Origin of the sequence: Brevundimonas sp. NPDC092305, assembly GCF_044755415.1 — a bacterium.
Lineage (GTDB): Bacteria > Pseudomonadota > Alphaproteobacteria > Caulobacterales > Caulobacteraceae > Brevundimonas.
This window is the reverse complement of sequence record NZ_JBIVQY010000001.1, coordinates 591,353-606,832: the sequence shown is the minus strand read 5'-3', so window position 1 is coordinate 606,832 and position 15,480 is coordinate 591,353. Positions and strand designations below refer to the sequence as shown.

The 15,480-nt window shown below is 63.6% G+C and carries 15 protein-coding genes and 1 pseudogene; 2 read left to right on the top strand and 14 right to left on the bottom strand.

The features are described from left to right. Positions 1-102 precede the first annotated feature (102 nt). From ACIQC9_RS02920 to ACIQC9_RS02860, 13 genes are all read right to left on the bottom strand, one after another. Positions 103-402: a hypothetical protein gene (locus ACIQC9_RS02920; protein ID WP_400612215.1), complete on the bottom strand. Its 300-nt coding sequence runs from the start codon at positions 400-402 to the stop codon at positions 103-105. Positions 403-508: 106 nt separating this feature from the next. Further along, complete coding sequence (locus tag ACIQC9_RS02915; RefSeq protein WP_400612213.1) at positions 509-4,630, bottom strand: RHS repeat domain-containing protein; 4,122 nt, start codon at positions 4,628-4,630, stop codon at positions 509-511. Further along, positions 4,627-5,136: an RHS repeat domain-containing protein gene (locus tag ACIQC9_RS02910; protein ID WP_400615364.1), complete on the bottom strand. Its 510-nt coding sequence runs from the start codon at positions 5,134-5,136 to the stop codon at positions 4,627-4,629. The genes ACIQC9_RS02915 and ACIQC9_RS02910 overlap by 4 nt, the downstream gene beginning before the upstream one ends. A 787-nt stretch (positions 5,137-5,923) precedes the next feature. Continuing rightward, positions 5,924-6,157: a hypothetical protein gene (locus tag ACIQC9_RS02905; RefSeq protein ID WP_400612211.1), complete on the bottom strand. Its 234-nt coding sequence runs from the start codon at positions 6,155-6,157 to the stop codon at positions 5,924-5,926. Between the two features lie 493 nt (positions 6,158-6,650). Then, a complete protein-coding gene (locus ACIQC9_RS02900; RefSeq protein WP_400612209.1) occupies positions 6,651-6,824 on the bottom strand; it encodes a hypothetical protein in 174 nt (57 codons plus the stop codon). A gap of 213 nt (positions 6,825-7,037) precedes the next feature. Continuing rightward, positions 7,038-7,754, bottom strand: coding sequence for an OmpA family protein (locus ACIQC9_RS02895; protein WP_400615363.1), 717 nt, complete (start codon positions 7,752-7,754; stop codon positions 7,038-7,040). A 442-nt stretch (positions 7,755-8,196) separates the two neighbouring features. After that, a complete protein-coding gene (locus ACIQC9_RS02890; protein ID WP_400612207.1) occupies positions 8,197-8,544 on the bottom strand; it encodes a helix-turn-helix domain-containing protein in 348 nt (115 codons plus the stop codon). 211 nt (positions 8,545-8,755) lie between these two features. Then, entirely contained in the window at positions 8,756-9,037 is a 282-nt protein-coding gene (locus ACIQC9_RS02885) for a hypothetical protein (protein WP_400612205.1), read from the bottom strand. 364 nt (positions 9,038-9,401) lie between these two features. Next, entirely contained in the window at positions 9,402-10,100 is a 699-nt protein-coding gene (locus tag ACIQC9_RS02880; RefSeq protein WP_400612203.1) for a hypothetical protein, read from the bottom strand. After that, complete coding sequence (locus ACIQC9_RS02875; protein ID WP_400612201.1) at positions 10,097-10,552, bottom strand: thermonuclease family protein; 456 nt, start codon at positions 10,550-10,552, stop codon at positions 10,097-10,099. The genes ACIQC9_RS02880 and ACIQC9_RS02875 overlap by 4 nt, the downstream gene beginning before the upstream one ends. A 145-nt stretch (positions 10,553-10,697) precedes the next feature. Next, positions 10,698-11,390 carry an IS6 family transposase gene (locus ACIQC9_RS02870; protein WP_400612199.1) on the bottom strand — a complete coding sequence of 231 codons (693 nt, stop codon included), beginning with the start codon at positions 11,388-11,390 and terminating at the stop codon, positions 10,698-10,700. 91 nt (positions 11,391-11,481) lie between these two features. Further along, positions 11,482-12,777, bottom strand: coding sequence for a PQQ-dependent sugar dehydrogenase (locus ACIQC9_RS02865; protein WP_400612198.1), 1,296 nt, complete (start codon positions 12,775-12,777; stop codon positions 11,482-11,484). Beyond that, entirely contained in the window at positions 12,774-13,211 is a 438-nt protein-coding gene (locus ACIQC9_RS02860) for a DUF2231 domain-containing protein (protein WP_400612196.1), read from the bottom strand. The genes ACIQC9_RS02865 and ACIQC9_RS02860 overlap by 4 nt, the downstream gene beginning before the upstream one ends. Positions 13,212-13,436: 225 nt before the next feature. Between ACIQC9_RS02860 and ACIQC9_RS02855 the strand changes: the two genes are divergently transcribed. Then, a complete protein-coding gene (locus ACIQC9_RS02855; protein WP_400612194.1) occupies positions 13,437-14,159 on the top strand; it encodes a cytochrome c oxidase assembly protein in 723 nt (240 codons plus the stop codon). After that, positions 14,156-14,890, top strand: a complete 735-nt coding sequence (locus tag ACIQC9_RS02850) for a cytochrome b (RefSeq protein WP_400612192.1) — start codon at positions 14,156-14,158, stop codon at positions 14,888-14,890. The genes ACIQC9_RS02855 and ACIQC9_RS02850 overlap by 4 nt, the downstream gene beginning before the upstream one ends. On the opposite strand, the pseudogene ACIQC9_RS02845 reads toward ACIQC9_RS02850, so the two are convergent. Further along, positions 14,883-15,407: pseudogene (locus tag ACIQC9_RS02845) on the bottom strand (c-type cytochrome); the annotation flags it as partial. The gene ACIQC9_RS02850 and the pseudogene ACIQC9_RS02845 sit on opposite strands and share 8 nt — an antisense overlap. Between the last annotated feature and the right edge of the window lie 73 nt (positions 15,408-15,480).

Here is a 15,480-nt window from a genome sequence, read left to right as displayed (position 1 = left end):
CGAGCGCTGACGCTGTTCCAAAACGATTGGTCGAATACCAGTGGCGGCATCTACACAAAGAGGGATCCAGCGGGACAGGTCGCGGGAACAAACAGCCGATTGTTACACACCACCCCAAGGCGTCACATTAATGCTCGACCGCAACTGAGCGGCACGTATTGAATCTGTTCGAACTAAATCAAGCGCCTCGAGAACCAGCGTTTTATCGCGAGGCGCTTGATGAAATCGAAGGTCGGCTAGCTCAAGGGCCGCCTCACTATCCCCCATTCTCGCCGCGCTTAAAAGGAGCTGCTCCTTTTGCTCACCCGACCAATTGGGAAAAAAGCGGTCAAAAGCATGAGCCCTTAAAAGCTCCACGCCAGCGAGCGTCGAACCATTTGACGCCCGCCTGTAGAGTTCCATCAGAGCATCTTCTCGCTCAGCCACACATCGAGGTTGCCAAATCGCCTGTACAGTCTTCGATATAGCTCTTCGCTGTATAGCGAACCTCACGCGGTTATAGAAACGCTTAATCACCGCTGCGCCCCGGTCTCATACGTCTCCAAACATCACGAAGTACTTGAGGAAGGTCGCGCGCATTAGCTCTTCCCTCCGACGTAAGCGGAGCTGAACGCTGTGCGCGGTACTCCATTCGTTCCCAAACCACCCGAGGCAACCGATCTTGGAGATGTGCCGCCGTTCCGCGGTGAAACACTTCCCGCGTGGCATCTCGGATAAACCTTTGCTCCGGTGGCGTAAGCTTCTCAAGCCATTCATGTTGGGCCCGGGTCATCCGCTGAGCATCTGTTGGCGTTAAAGGTTCAAAAGTATAGGCGTTCACTCGGACATCAGGGCCATTTGGACCTCGCGTGAGGTGAAAGTGGTACTCCGCGCCCGGCCCCGAGCGAGCATGCTCAATCCCTCCTGCTTGCGGCCCAGCATAAGCTTTTAAGATGTAGCCCTGATCGTAATATATTCGTTCTCGGCCATCTGGGTCCTTCGAGTTCACCGGATCGTTCCCGACATAGGCATACAGGTTGACTTGGTCCTCGTACCCGATGGGATCGGTCTGCAGGAACCGGCCGAGTGTCGGCGAGTAGATGCGAGCCTTGTAGTGGTACATGCCCAGCTCGGGCAGCCAAGCCTGGCCGGTGTACTGGAAGCGACCGGCGTTGTTGGCGTTCGGGATGCCGTATTCGTCGTAGGCGTTTACGTTGGTGACCGCGCCGTTGGTGTCCGTGATCGCCACGACCGAGCCTTGGTGGTCGGCGTAGAGATGCTTGGGCGCCGACGTCCCGGCTCCGTCGTACCAGATCAGCGGATCGTCGTTGCCGTCGCCATGGGCGTAGCGGCGCAGCATGTTGCCCGAGGCATCATACTCCGCGGTCAGCTGGTCGCCGTCATAGACGTAGCGCGTGGCCGCATGGCTGTTGCTGGAGCTCTGGAACAGACGGCCCAGCGGATCCCAGACCAGAGTCGCCCCGTTCGGGCCGCCAATCAGCCGGTTCTCCACGTCATATGTGTAACTGCCGCCCTGACCGTCCGAGGTCAGGTTGCCGTTGGCGTCATGGGTAAAGCCGAAGCCGCCGACGGTCGTGTACTGGTTCAGGCCGTTGACGGCGTAATAGCGGTCCACCGTCGCATGGCCGGTGAAGGCGTAGGCCGCGTTCGGCTGGGTGCGGCTGATGACCTGACTGGCCGGGTTGTAGGCGAACACCGTCTGGGCGTCGTAGGCCGGGGTGTTGAAGTTGTGCGTCAGGGTCGCGAGCCGCGAGACGCCATCGTAGGTGTAGCTGGTCGGGGCGAACCAGCTCCACGATCCGTTGGCGCTGCGGTAGAGCGCCGACGGCCGGCCAAGGGCGTCGTACTGCGGGTGGATCACCGGCGTGCCGTTATCCAGCGCCGTGTAGTAGAGCCGATCCAGCCCATCGCGGGCGTAGTTCATGTACCGGCCGTCCGGCCAAGTCATGACAGTCCGCACGCCGTTGATGTTGTACTGGCTGCCGATCGTGCGGCTCATGCCGCCCATGTTGATGTTCGACGAGGTCAGCCGGCCAAGGCCGTCAAACACATTGGTGATCCCCTCGCCGGACGCGCTGTCGAAGCGGGCGAAGGTCTGCAGGCCCCTAAGGTCATAGCCGAAGTAGACGTCCCGCGTCGCCCAGGCCGACAGGCCCGAGCCGTCCGGGACGATCTTGGAGGTCATTCGGTTCAGGGCGTCATAGGCATAGGTGATCGTGCGGCCGTCGCGCTTGCGCAGGCTCGTGCGGTTGCCGTTCGCGTCGTAGGTGTAGGCCTCGTAGTCCGACGAATTGGCCGAATGTGCGCCGACAGAGTTGGACGGAAAATTCAGCTGAATCAGCCGATCAAATCCGTCGTAGGTATAGTCGGACCGGTTGCCATTGCCGTCCTCGATCCAGTCTACTTTGCCGTTGGCGGTATAAGCTTGGAGGATTTCGAGCCGGACGTTTGGAGTACCGTAGCCAGTGCGCTGCTCTGTCGGTCGGTCCGCGGCGTCGTAGGTGGTGTGAGTAATCCGGTCCGGACCGACGGCGCCTTCTGGCGCGAGTGAGCAGGCTCCGGGCAACGCGCTGTAGGTCGCCGGGTTCATCCTAACCGTCTCGCAGAGAAGCCGTCCCGCCGAGTCGTAGGCGTACTGCTTGATCGACGCGGTTGATGAACCTGATCCCGTGATATCCTGCGCCTTCAGACCTTGGGGATTGTAGGTGCTGGTATCCGTTTCGATGGCGGTGAACGCCGACCAAGCGGCGTCGGTCTGGCCGGTCGTTGTCCCCCGCGAAACAGATGCAGGCTGACCATCGGCGTTCCAGACCGTTTTGGTCGCGGGATGAGGCAGAGCCCCAGAGCCGTCAGGGTCCGGGCTGATCACCCCGGTCAGCTGTCGCATGGCATCCCGCACATAACGGGTCGTATCAGCACTGCCGGTCAGCGGTCCGTCCACGAAGAGGGGATCGCCGACGGCGTCAAAAGTCGTTGCGGTTGTCGCAGCGAGACCACCATCGCCCGACCCCACCGTAACGACGGTCGGAAGGAGGTTCGACCCGGTCGAAGCCGAGCCCGCCTGATAGACGATGCTCGTCTGCGCTTCTTCGGGCAGGCCGTCGCAACTCGCCGACGTGGCGCAGGTCGAGGTCTCCACCGGTACAGAGATTGAAGTCGCCGCTTGGGTGATGGACGCGGCGCCGCCCTGTTTGAACCAGGCATTCCGCGCCGCGTAGGTCGTGCGCGTTTGCGGTCGAACAGCGCCGGGGGTCGGTGCGGGTCCCGTCGTAGTCAGCACCTGGCCCGAGGCGTTGTAGGTCATGTCCGTGACATTGCCGCGTGCGTCGGTGATCGACGTCGGGCGGCGACAGCGAATCGGCGTCGAGCAGTCGCCATAGGTCGCCGAAACCGTCGTGGTGACTCCGGGCGGCGCGGAACGCCGGACGATCTCGACCAGGTTGCCCTGGGCGTTACGGAGGAACAGGTACCCATCTCCGGCCGGATAGCTGACGGACTGCAGACCGCCGGCATCCTGGTTGATATAGGTGGTCTGGTTCAGGGCGTTCGTGATGGAGGCCAGATTGGCCTTCGGCCGGCCAAGCCCTTGGTCGTCAGTCCAACTGAACAGGTAGCGGGTTGCGTGGCCAAGCGGATCGGTGACGGTGGTGGTCGTTGTGTACGGCGCGCCTGTTCCAGGGGGAAGCTCGTAGGCGTAGGTCCACGTCCCCGCACCATCCGAGAAGCTCCGCACGCGGCGCCGGCCGTAGTTGTCGGGCACGCTATCGTAGGCGATGGTGTCGTTTTGACCCGACGGGGTGGTAGGTCGTGCAATGCCCGTGATGTTGGGCAGACCGATCAGTCGCAGGGTGCGTCCAAGACTGTCGGTCACGAGGCCGACCCCCAGCGACAGGGACGGCCATGTGCGGGAAAAGGTGCAAGATGCGGCCGTGGGTGCACAGGTGTCGACGGCGTTGTTGAGGGCCGTCACCTCGACCGGGCTGGTGTCCGTGGCTGACGCATACCGGAAAAGCAGTTGATAGCCGCGCGATGTCGTGACCGAGGTCAGTCTTCGCTTCGCCGGAGACGCATTATAAACATAGGCGTAGGTCCAGCGTTCGCCGTCTGGCCTGGTGATGGAAACGACCGGACCCCGACTCGCAAGGCCCGTCATACCGGGGGCGAGTGTTTCATCGAATGTGGCTACAGTCCCGTCGGGCGAGGTGAACGTCCAGAGGCTGCCTGATTTTGTGAGCTGGCCGTAGCCGTCGATCGCTGTGTAGACGCCTCCGCTCTGCGAGAAGACCACCGCACGGTCCATGAGGGTGACCGTGTAATAGCCGTACTGATGATAGGGATAGGGGTAAGCTGTGTAATGGACGCCGCCGGCTACGCTGCTCCGCCAAGCTCCGTTGCGGGTGTCATAGGTCGCTGTGTATGACAGGCCGCCGTCACTCGGCCCCACAGATATCGTCGGGCTGGAGACGCTGAGCATGCCATCCGTCAGGCTGACGCCGTTCCGGTCGATGGGACTATAAGGCGGCGGAGGCGCGATATCCGACTGCGCTGAACAAGGCGCAGACGCGAGGAGCGCCGCCGAGGCCGCCACAGCCATGCAGCCGGCTCGGGTGAACAGTCCGGCGATGGTCATGATATGAAGATCCGAACGGTGACGGTCGCTGAATAGGCGACGGTGCTTGCAGCATCCGTGACCCGGCATCGCCACGTCGAAACCTTCGTGGTGCCGGTGTACGGGCCAGAATAATTCCAGTCCGTCGTCCATGAGGTCGGGTCGGCTGCGGTCGTCGCAGTGTTTCCTGACAGGCGTTCCCACAGGTAGATGAATGGCGCGACCCCGCCGGTCACCGTGGTCGATACCGGCAGGTCACCGTGTGTCCCGCCTTCCCACGACGTCTTGTCGACGGACACCGCCAATGGGCCTGGTGGAGGAGGTGGTGGCGGGGGCGGTGGTGGTGGTGGAGGATTCGAACCGCCATAGGATCGAGACGTTCGATTGTTCGCGTTGTCATACCCGTAGCGAGAGACCGATCCGTCCGGGTACGTCACAGCTGTGAGCCGGCCAAATACGTCGTACGTATAGGTCAGGCTTTGTCCTCGGGCCGGCGCTCGAAGCGCCAAGGTCGCCAACCCACCCATAATCGCCGTCAGGGCGAACCGCCGCGCTTTGATCACCGCCAAGCCCTCGGTTTAGAGATCGAGAGCCCGCGAAGGTCCGCACGCGGTTGACGCCGGTCAGCAAATCCGCCGCGCCTGCGCTGCACTGGTACTTTGGTCATGCTCGCCTCCCCGGCGAGAGGCTAACGGCTTTCAAGGAAGGCAGCGTCCGTCTTGCGACGGATTTTCGATAAACCGTAAGGCCCGTCATGAGACGGGCATCCTCCAGACACTACAGGGATCGAACCGACAGCATCTAACAGCCTCCCCGGAAGCGGTCGTTGTGGGCGTCCGACAAGGGTGGAAAGCGGACCTACCTTACTGGCTCGGCGACCTCGACCTTCAACGCCAAGGTCACGTCACCCGTCGGAGTGCGCACCGTGGTGCTTTGAGCAGCCTTGAAGACCCGCGCACGGCGCGCACTGATCGTGAGTTCGTCGCCTGTCCAGTGCAACTGGAGCGGCCCGTCCAACTTATCCGCGACGAACAGAGGATCACCCTTCGGCTCACTTTCGGCAGGGACCACATAAACCCATTCTGCAAACCCGACGGTCGCGTCTGTTCTGGGCTGAACGTGGACAGCCTCGACGGCCCTTGTCGGGCTTCTGACCCGTGATACTTCGTCGGCTTCCTGAGAGCATCCTGCGCACGCGACGAGAACGAGAGTGAGCAGAGTTCGACGGGTCATCCGTGCAGCTATAAGCCCTTCATGTGCAGACTGGATGCAGACGCAATAAAGTTCTGCAACGGGTCGAGAGCCGACGGTCTCTTATGTGCCTGAATCGGTCCTTCGTTTCCGCGCTGCGTTGACGGCGGTGGCTATTAACTCAGCGGGTATCTCAAGGCCGAAAGTGTTGACGGTCATATCGCCGACCTCAGGAACACTGACGTCGAACATCACGTCGCGATCGGCGGTCAACACCTCAAGTCGGATGCCGTCGAAATCGACGTCGCTCGCCCATTGATACTCAAACTCGCCGGACGTCGCGCTGAGCTTTGCCATGGCGAAGGATAACCCGCTCCGCCGAGGTCGGCTATGGGTCGGATTGCGAAGTCAGAACGGCGCCCGAAAGCAGACCTTCTGGCCGCCCGCCGAAGGTCGCGTTTGCGGCCTGGTGCGCACGACCACTTCTGGCGCGGAGCCGCCCTTTCCGTTCCGGTCCCGTTCGCGAAATGCGCATAAGGCGCCATCCCCGAAGCGATCCGAACCTCACCCGCCCAACAGGTGATCACGTCTCATTCCGCGCAACGCGCGATCCTTGGAACCTAGCCGCGATGTCCGCATGTCTGGGAAGCACACCTTGCGCATACGGCTCTTCGATCGGCAGCCCTGTTCGCAGCTCGATCAAGGACCGATCGACAGTATCCGCAAAGCCCGGGGGCCGGGACTTGGCGCGAAAGAGATAACACCGTGACCCCGTTCACGTTGTCCGAGCGGGACAGCAAAGCGGCCGCCCCCGAAGAAGCGGCCGCAACACTTACGGTTTGAAGCTTGATCAGGTGCCGAAGCCGCCCGATCCGCCGGCACCCGCGGCACCTTCACCACCGGTTGCCGGGTCTTGGCGCTGTTCGCCTGGCTTGTTCGTTCCGCCTTGGTCTGGGCGGTTGACGCCGACGTTGCTCTCGCCGTCTCGATCGGTGTCGGGGGTCTGTCGAGTTGTGTCGGTCATGGCTGGTCTCCGTTCTACCGAAGCGAACAGGTGGTGCCCAATCACGTTCCGGCCCTGACGCGTTCGTGACAGCGCCGTGGCGCCCTTTTATATTGCGACCTTGAGACCAAGCGAGTCGCACGCCCGTGAGTCTTCCACGCCGGACCGGGGCGACCTGCAGGTCGCCGGGCTTGTCAGGGACAGCCCAGGTCGCCCGGCGGGCGTGGCGACAGCTTAATCAAACGTCGCCGGTCGAAACCGCATGTCTATCCAGACCCGGCGATTCAGGGGTTCCGACGCCTCGTCGGGCGAGGGGCGGGCCAACTGTGTTTCGCCATGGTAGTTAATCTCAATGTCCTCCCATCGGACACCCCGCCTGACCAGTTGCTCCGCGACGGCGATAGCGCGCCGCCGGCTGAGCTCGAGATTCCCATCGACAGTCCCCAACGTGTCCGTGTGACCATTCAGCACGTAAATCGCACCGGGGCGGTTGAGCGCGGCCGCGATATCGATCCAGTACAAACCGGCCTCACCCGGCGTCGTACTTCCGGAGTCGAAGTAAGCCCCGCGGAGATGCCAGAGCCGCGGTGGAGGCGGAATTTCGGGCGGAGGAGTCACCGTCACTTCGAGCAGAAGGCAGCCAGGTTCGACCTCGCGATCGGAGACTGTTCCTGTTTCAAGCAAGCTTGGCGACAGTCCCGCCCTCAGTGCTTCCAGATAGGCCTGCGATAGCCGGGCTCTCTGCAACCGGTCCAGCTCTGGCCCGTCCCTCTTGATGCTTATGCGGGAGCGGGCGCGAAATCGCTCTGTCGTAGCGACAATGTGAGACGCCTCACGAAATGCGACATAGGTCGCCGGCAAGGGGTTAGTCTCGCCTTGGAAACAGAGTGGCCACGTTTGGGCGAAGGCCGGTACTCCGCCGCCGAGAGCCAGCACGAACGATAACGCCATCCGTTTCAGTGCGCGCATCCCATTACGATACCCGCACAACCGTCGCGCGTCACTCCTCCTTGTCGGCCGAGACGACTGGATGCATCACGCGGCTTGAGCTGCACGCACTCTCAGGCAATCTGTCGATATGTTCTGGCTGGTTCTCATTCCGCTCATGGTCGCATGGGGCGTAGCGCTGATGCAGGACCGCGCCGAACGGCGTCGAAGGCGCGAGGCTCTACGCGAACCTGATGCTGGTCCACCGGGACCGAGGCCGCTCGGACAGATCGTCGAGGCCCAAGATTCTGAGGGCGGATGGGGGCGAAGCCCTATCTGGTGGGCCTTCAATGCGATTATTTGCGCAGTTCTATTCGGTGACGCTATCCTCAGGTGGATGGCCGAGAGATCCTGATTAAGACGTGGATGCATCACGCGGCCTAACCGACCGGCAGCCGCTTACAGCTTAGGCCTTGATCATGCTCTCGAGCATCGACCGGGCGAGTGCCTGCTGCTCGGATGTCAGTTGTCGATAATGGTTGACGAGCTGCTGTTCTCCCGGTGCCAGATCGGAGGCCGCGCCTCCGCCGAGCAGCAGCGCAGCTTCGACGCCCAGAGCCTTGGCGATCAGAGCCAGACGGGAGGCCGCCACGCGGTTTGTGCCGCGCTCGTACTTCTGGATTTGCTGGAACGTGACTCCGGCAGCCGTCGCCAGCTCCGTCTGCGTCATGCCGGCCTGTTTGCGGAAGTCACGGATTCGCGCTCCGACCTCATTGTCGAAAATCACGTCGTCTGCGTCTCGGGAGGCTTTCATCCGCCTTCGATATCACAGAGCATTTCTGGTCGCACCGAGCGCACGTGAAGAAGGGAACCGAACCTCACGCTCGCTGTTTTCGACCTGAGGCTCACGCCCCCGTGCCTTACTCTTGAGCGCCCGTCGTCATTTCGTTGGCGGCGGGCGTTCGCGTTTGGGCCGGGCCGTTTCGGGTTGTTGCCGGCAGCTAACTCCTATCACTCCCAAGGCCTCACACCGGCGCGATGCCACTGTCTGGGTGCTCCCAGAACTTCATCCTGAACCTGACGGTTTGCGGCGGCTGGGCCTCGAGCACAACTTTCCCCTTCATCGCCGCTCGAACAGCAGCGTCTGCAAACCCCGGATCGGCTGAGGTTGAGCTGAGTGCCCGGCAATCCGTGAGAGAGCCGTCGGCTTGTGCGGTGCACTCAACGTCGACGACGACTTCGTATTTCGGCGTGGCCGCACATCCGGCTGCTGCGAGACTAGCTGCAAACCAGAGCACCCGGATCATCTGTCCCTCCACTCCTAAGGCGCTTCTAGCGCGGCTGGCTGGAGCGAACGTGGATGGTGAACCTGACCCTCTCCGGCCAAGTCCCTTCAGCGAGCCGAGCGTGGCGCGCTGAGGTCAAGACGGCACGGGCAATGCCGAGGTCACCTGCCTCATAAGCTACTCGGCAATCCGAGAAGCGGCGATCCGGACGAACCGCGCAGTCAAGCCCAACTTGGCCCTCACCTTCGTAACTGCGCGGTATTTCGGGCATCGGCCGCCGATCCCATCGAACCAGACTTGGCTCGAAGTCGGCCAGCGCAAGGTTCGGCGGCGGCGCCAGCGGCGCGGCTTGAAACAGAAGCAAGACGGCACCAATCGCGATCATCTATTCCTCCATGCCAGAGGCATCCTCAGACCGCTCCGGCAGAGGCACCCAACCCCTATAGGTGTATCGGCGGCCCGTTCGCCAGTATGAAAGCGCTCGGCCAATCCGGTGAGCCTCCTGCACTGCAAACTCGCCGTCTCCCGGGTCATCGTTGTCGATCGTGACCAGTTGGCAATCCTTCACGGTGTGGTCGGGATTGGCGAAGCAGTTGAGGAGGACGTAGGCCGACCGGCCGGGGATAAACGGGTCGTCCATCCAGACCCCCTCACCAAACACCAAGGGAACCGCCACAAACACGGGGACCTCGGCCGCCGCTTCCTCAGAACGTGGGTCGGGTGCGCCCGGGTCGTATGGCAGGGGCGGCCCATCCGGATCGCCCGGCAGAGGAAACCGCATAGCGTAGGTGTAACGCCGTCCGACTTTGAGCCCTGCCTGACTTAGCCCTCGTTCCGAAATCGCTTGCGCGACCTCCGCCCCGTACAGAATCGGAGTTGCGTAAACGACCTTGCAGTCAGAGACCCGTCGATCGGCCATCTGGAGGCAATCAGCCTGGATGTACCCGATATAGCCTGACCCACCGTGGACCTGTGTTTGAAGATACGGACGGCCGTCGAGCGCGACGACGGGAAGATCCTGACGCATACGCGCTTGCAGTTCGGCGAACTCGTTCGGCGGCGTTTGGATGGACAGTTCGATCACCTCGCTCTCCACTCCCAAGGCATCTGGAACTCGCCGGCCCACATGCCTGCTCGGCCCGCGCGCGCTGTAGCCTGATGCTGCGCATAGGCTCGCCGACTGTAGCGCGGATAATCAACCGCAAGGCCAGCAGTGACCATGCCACCCGCAAGGTCGTAAGCGATCCGGCGCCCGGCATCGTCAAAGGTCACGCATTTGGCGACAATGCGACCGTACCGGTCTGGCCTGCCCTCTGGCATGCAGATGACGACGCGGTCGCGGACGTCCTCAGCCAAAGCGGTCGCCGCCTCCTGACCACAGCGGTACGTCTCTCCACCGCGGCTACAGGTCTGGCCGGCCTCAGGCGCGTCTATGCCCCAAAGCCTGATCCGCTTCCCGTGGATCTCGATCGTGTCACCGTCGATCACCGAGGCGCGTCCGATGATGGCGGGAGGGTCGGGGGGAAGAGCGATCACTTCAGTCCTGCTTTATGCTGCGTAGTCTTTGTGCGCCGACGACCGAGCCCAGCCTCCCGGTTTAGTCTCACACAGATGAAGATGACCGACAGCCCTGTCAGGTTAATTGGACCGCTCACGACTCGCCCTGCCCTGCCCTGCCGTCTCACGCGGTCGCCGCCGCCCATGCCACATCGGCTCCGGCGCGGAACTGGCGCAGGGTTGCTCGGCTGATCAGATGTCGCTGTGTGTAGAAGGTGTTGTAGACGCCGGCATGAGTGGTGAGAAAGCGCTGGGCTGAGGCTTGGCTCTTGAAGAGCTGCATCTTCCACTCCCGCCTTCGGATCGGCAGGTGCGAGTTCTCCGCCCTGTTGTTCTCTCGAAGTCGGCCCGGCCGGTGGATGGCGTCCAGACCGAGCTCCCGAAGCGCGGATCCATACGACGGCAGACCGTCCGTCACGATCGTTTCCGGCTCGACGGGCTGGTTGCGCAACAAGCGCTTAAGCAAGGTCAACGCTGAGTCGTGATCGCGGCGTTTCTGGACCACCACGTCCAGAACTTCCCCTTCGTCGTCTACAGCGCGCCAGAGGTACATGCGCTTGCCGCCGATGTTGCAGACCACCTCGTCGAGATGCCACCGCGGCGAAGGCGCAGGACGCTTGCGTTTCAGGTTTCTGGCGATCTGGCGACCGAACTTGATCGTCCAGCAGCGGATGGTTTCGTAGCTCACATCAATGCCGCGCCGGGCAAGCATCTCCTCGACATCGCGGAAGCTGAGGGTGAAGCGGAAATATAGCCAGACCGCCTGACGGATGACCTCTGGCGGGAACCTGTGCCGCTTGAACGAAAGTGGCCGCATGCCCGTCGCCTCACCACGCGCGAGCCACGCCGGGCCCAAGGTGGAGACTTTTTAGCGTTAGACTGACAGCACCGCCACGGCGGCTCGAGCCTTACCCGCGCGGGGCGATCCTCCAGATCGTGTTGGACAGGTCGTCCGCAACGAAAAGGATGCGTCGTCCGGCGTCGAAGGTGACGCCCACCGGGCGGCCTCTCGCCCTGCCATCCGAGGTCAGGAAACCGGTCGCGAAATCGACGGGCTGGCCCGAGGGGCGGCCGTTGGCGAAGGGCACCCAGACGACCTTGTAGCCGGACAGGTCCTGACGGTTCCAGCTGCCGTGCTGGCCGACGAAGGCGCCTTGGCTGAAAGCGCCGCCGAAGCCGCCGTTGACGGCGAAGGACAGACCCAGCGCCGCGACGTGTGAGCCGAGGGCGTAGTCCGGCACGACGGCCTTCGCGACCATCTCGGGCTTTTGCGGATGGACGCGGGGGTCCACATGCTGGCCCCAGTAGCTGTAAGGCCAGCCGTAGAAGGCGCCCTCGCGGACCGAGGTCAGATAATCCGGCGAAGCCTGCGGGCCGATTTCGTCCCGCTCATTGACCACGGCCCAGACCGCGCCTGTGGTCGGTTCGATCGCGAGCGCGGTCGGGTTGCGGATGCCGGTCGCCATGGTCCGACGCGCGCCGGTGGTCCGATCAATCGCCCAGACCACCGCCCGTTCCTCCTCGACCGCCATGCCGCGCTCGCCGGCGTTGCTGTTCGAGCCGATGCCGACATAGAGCGTCTGGCCGTCCGCGCTGGCTGTTAGCGACTTGGTCCAGTGGTGGTTGATCTGTGAAGGGAGTTTGGTGACCTCCTGGCCCGCGCCCGTTACCCGGGTCTGGCCCTCGGTGTAGGGGAAGCGCAGCAGGGCGTCCTGATTGGCGACGTAGATCGAGCCGTCGACGAAGGCAAGCCCGTAGGGGGCGTCCAGATTGTCGATGAAGACGGTGCGGACCTCGGCCCGTCCGTCACCGTCGGCGTCGCGCAGCAGAGTGATGCGGTCGCCGCTTTCGACCTTGGTGTTGCCCTGCTTCTTGATCACGCCCGCGATGATGTCCTTCGGCCGCAAGGCTGGCGCATTACCACCCCGGCCCTCGGCTACGAGGATGTCCCCGTTGGGCAGGACCAGCATCTGTCGCGGGATCTGAAGGCTGGTGGCGAGGGCGGTGACGGTGAAGCCCGCGGGCACCGTCGGCAACTGGTCTCCCCAACCGGTCGGCTTGGCGATCTTCATCGGCGGAACGAGCGACTCGCGAATGGCCGGCACGTCGGGGTCGGCGCCGGTCTGCCTCAGTCCCGGATCGCTACGGCCGCAGGCGGACAGGACGAGCAGCATGGCGCTGGCGGTCATCAGGGCGCGGATCATCGGACGACCTCCCGGTGGGCGAAGCCGGTGAAGGCGATAAAGGCGGCGATCAGGGCCAGAACGGCGGTGATGATGGACAGGGTCAGCCCGAAGGCGCCTACGGAACTCCAGCCGTCCTGACTGTGCTTGAACGCGTTCACCAGACCGACGACCCACATGGCCGCGACGACGGCGAGGTAGATCAGGCGGCTGGTCCGCGATGGCGAACGCAGATGCAGGATCAGGGCGACGAGCGCCCAGGCCAGCACAGCGCCGCCGAACACAAGGCCGCCGCTGATCAGCCAGGCCGAAAAGTTGGTCCACTGGATCTCGGAGCTGCGCAGATAGGCGATGTCGCTGACGACCGCGGAGGTGAAAAGCGCAACCGGAAAGCCCAGCAGGATTCCGTGAAGGGGGTGCGCCCCCCGTCTCGTCTCGATACGATCAACACTCATCCAGCCGTCTCCCTGCGCCTCAACCGTGAGACCAATCCGCAGCGCTTCATTTGGTTCACGGGGCCAGAGGACGCAGGATCGGCGAGGCTCATCGGTTCGCCCCGGGCGCGATCGCCCTCACATCCAAGCCGGAACTGGAGACGGCCTAGCGGGGTTGAACCGTGACGCTTGGCAGGAGGGCTAACTTTTGAAGGGTTGCTATCCCGTTCGTTCGCCGGTCCCGGCATGACGGTCTGGATTCCCTATTGTGGTCCGGGATCGACGCCCCTCGATGCGTTGGAGCGGTGGAATTTCGACCCAATTGTGCTGCTGTGCCTCGCAGGGATGACGGTGCTCGCCTGCTCGAGGCTGCGCGGGTCTTCGAGGGTGTCGGGTCTGGCGAGCGTCGCGGTTCTGACGCTCTCCTTCGTGTCCCCGCTTTGCGCACTGTCCTCCGCCCTGTTCGCGGCGCGCACCGTCCATCATGTCCTCCTTTTCGCCGTAGCGGCTCCGTTGATCGCCTTCGCCCTGCCGCGTCGACACGTCGGTTCGCTCGCTCTCGCGACCCTGATCCAGAGCGTGGCGTTCTGGGTCTGGCACGCGCCGGGCATGTATGAAGCTGCCCTGTCCAGCACCGCGATCTACTGGGTGATGCAGGTATCCGTGCTGGGTACGGCGACATGGTTCTGGATCGCGGTGCGGCATTCGGGCGTCGCCTCGGCGGTGATCGCCCTGCTCGCCGCCATGGTCGCCATGGGTCTGCTTGGCGCCTTGCTGACCTTCAGCCCCGAGGCGCTCTATGCGCCGCACCTTTCCACGACGCAGGCGTGGGGCCTGACTCCGCTGGAGGATCAGCAGACCGCCGGCCTGATCATGTGGGCGCCCGCCGCAGCCGTTTATCTGGCCGCCGCCTTGCTGGTGCTGGGAAGGTGGATCGGACCGGACCGCGCCGGACCGCACGCCGCATGATCGATCGCCTGATCATGACCACCCTCGAGTGGGCCGCCGGGCACCACGACGAGGGGCGCTATTCGCCAGTGGCGATCATCTTCCACTGGACCATGGCTGCGCTTGTCAGCTTCCAGCTCGGCTGGGGCTGGTGGATGGGGCGTCTGCCTGTGGGCGGGGACAAGGTCGCGGCGCACGATGTTCACTACGCCGTCGGCGTTCTGATGCTCGTGCTGGTCATCGGCCGTTTCGGATGGCGGCTTCTCGCGCCCGGCCCGATCAACGACGCCGACAAGCCGGGATGGGAGAGCGTCGCGTCCAGCCTCACTCACTGGCTGTTCTACATCTGCCTGTTCGGCCTGCCGCTGACGGGCTGGGTCATGGTTTCCGCAACGGCGCGCGAACAGTCCTTGTCTATCGCCGGACTGATCCCTTGGCCGTTGTTCCCGCTACAGGCGCTGGACTCGATGACCGCGTGGCGTGTTGAAGCGGTGTCGGAGTGGATGCACTGGGGCCTGATCCTGACGCTGCTTCTGCTCATCCCCATCCATGTGGGCGCCGCGCTCAAGCATCAGATCATCGATCGGGATGACGTATTCCACGGGATGCTGCCGGTTCTGCCGCAGCCGTCGCCGAAACGGACCCGCTGGCAGCGCCGTTATCGGGCGATCGAGATGGCGATCGGGTCTGCAGCCAGACGGCTATTTCGTCGATCTCCGCCGAAGTCAGCGGCGCGACCGCGGCGGTCATGACTCCGCGCGGGTCGTTGCGCCGGTCGGTCTGTTTCCATCGCAACAATTGCTCACGCGTATAGGCGGCCGGCTGTCCCGCCAGCGCCGGATTGCCCGGGCCCAGCCCCTGTCCCTGATCCCCGTGGCAGGCCGCGCAGGCGACAACGCCGCGACCGGGATCTCCTACGGCGTAGATCGCGGGCGCCGGGGAGGAAACCGATGGGCGATCCCGGACTGGCATGGCGGCATACCACGCGACGACAGAGCGGCGCTCGTCCTGCCTCAGACGGCGGGCGATCCCGCCCATGACATCGTCAGGCCGTCGTCCGTCGGCGTAGTCCTGCATCTGCTTCTGCAGATATCCGACGTCCATTCCGGCCAGACGGGGGACCGCGTCTCCATCGCCCATCCCGTCCAGTCCGTGGCAGCTGAAGCAGGCGTTGCGGGCGCCCGCCCCGCCACCGCTCAGCGCGACAAGCTCGCCTGTGGCCGTGAGCGCGGCTTCGGTCTCGTTCGTCGCCGGATGGCACGCGGCCATGGCGAGAAGCGTCAGAAGTGTCGGGAGCGCGCGCACCCTTCGCCAACACCAACAAAGCGTAGCGGTTCCGGGG

Excerpts from the sequence above, each read along its gene's own strand:
- ACIQC9_RS02920 (WP_400612215.1), bottom strand. The coding sequence starts at position 402 with ATGGAACTCTACAGGCGGGCGTCAAATGGTTCGACGCTCGCTGGCGTG.
- ACIQC9_RS02915 (WP_400612213.1), bottom strand. The coding sequence starts at position 4,630 with ATGACCATCGCCGGACTGTTCACCCGAGCCGGCTGCATGGCTGTGGCG.
- ACIQC9_RS02910 (WP_400615364.1), bottom strand. The coding sequence starts at position 5,136 with ATGGGTGGGTTGGCGACCTTGGCGCTTCGAGCGCCGGCCCGAGGACAA.
- ACIQC9_RS02905 (WP_400612211.1), bottom strand. The coding sequence starts at position 6,157 with ATGGCAAAGCTCAGCGCGACGTCCGGCGAGTTTGAGTATCAATGGGCG.
- ACIQC9_RS02900 (WP_400612209.1), bottom strand. The coding sequence starts at position 6,824 with ATGACCGACACAACTCGACAGACCCCCGACACCGATCGAGACGGCGAG.
- ACIQC9_RS02895 (WP_400615363.1), bottom strand. The coding sequence starts at position 7,754 with ATGGCGTTATCGTTCGTGCTGGCTCTCGGCGGCGGAGTACCGGCCTTC.
- ACIQC9_RS02890 (WP_400612207.1), bottom strand. The coding sequence starts at position 8,544 with ATGAAAGCCTCCCGAGACGCAGACGACGTGATTTTCGACAATGAGGTC.
- ACIQC9_RS02885 (WP_400612205.1), bottom strand. The coding sequence starts at position 9,037 with ATGATCCGGGTGCTCTGGTTTGCAGCTAGTCTCGCAGCAGCCGGATGT.
- ACIQC9_RS02870 (WP_400612199.1), bottom strand. The coding sequence starts at position 11,390 with ATGCGGCCACTTTCGTTCAAGCGGCACAGGTTCCCGCCAGAGGTCATC.
- ACIQC9_RS02865 (WP_400612198.1), bottom strand. The coding sequence starts at position 12,777 with ATGATCCGCGCCCTGATGACCGCCAGCGCCATGCTGCTCGTCCTGTCC.
- ACIQC9_RS02860 (WP_400612196.1), bottom strand. The coding sequence starts at position 13,211 with ATGAGTGTTGATCGTATCGAGACGAGACGGGGGGCGCACCCCCTTCAC.
- ACIQC9_RS02855 (WP_400612194.1), top strand. The coding sequence starts at position 13,437 with ATGACGGTCTGGATTCCCTATTGTGGTCCGGGATCGACGCCCCTCGAT.
- ACIQC9_RS02850 (WP_400612192.1), top strand. The coding sequence starts at position 14,156 with ATGATCGATCGCCTGATCATGACCACCCTCGAGTGGGCCGCCGGGCAC.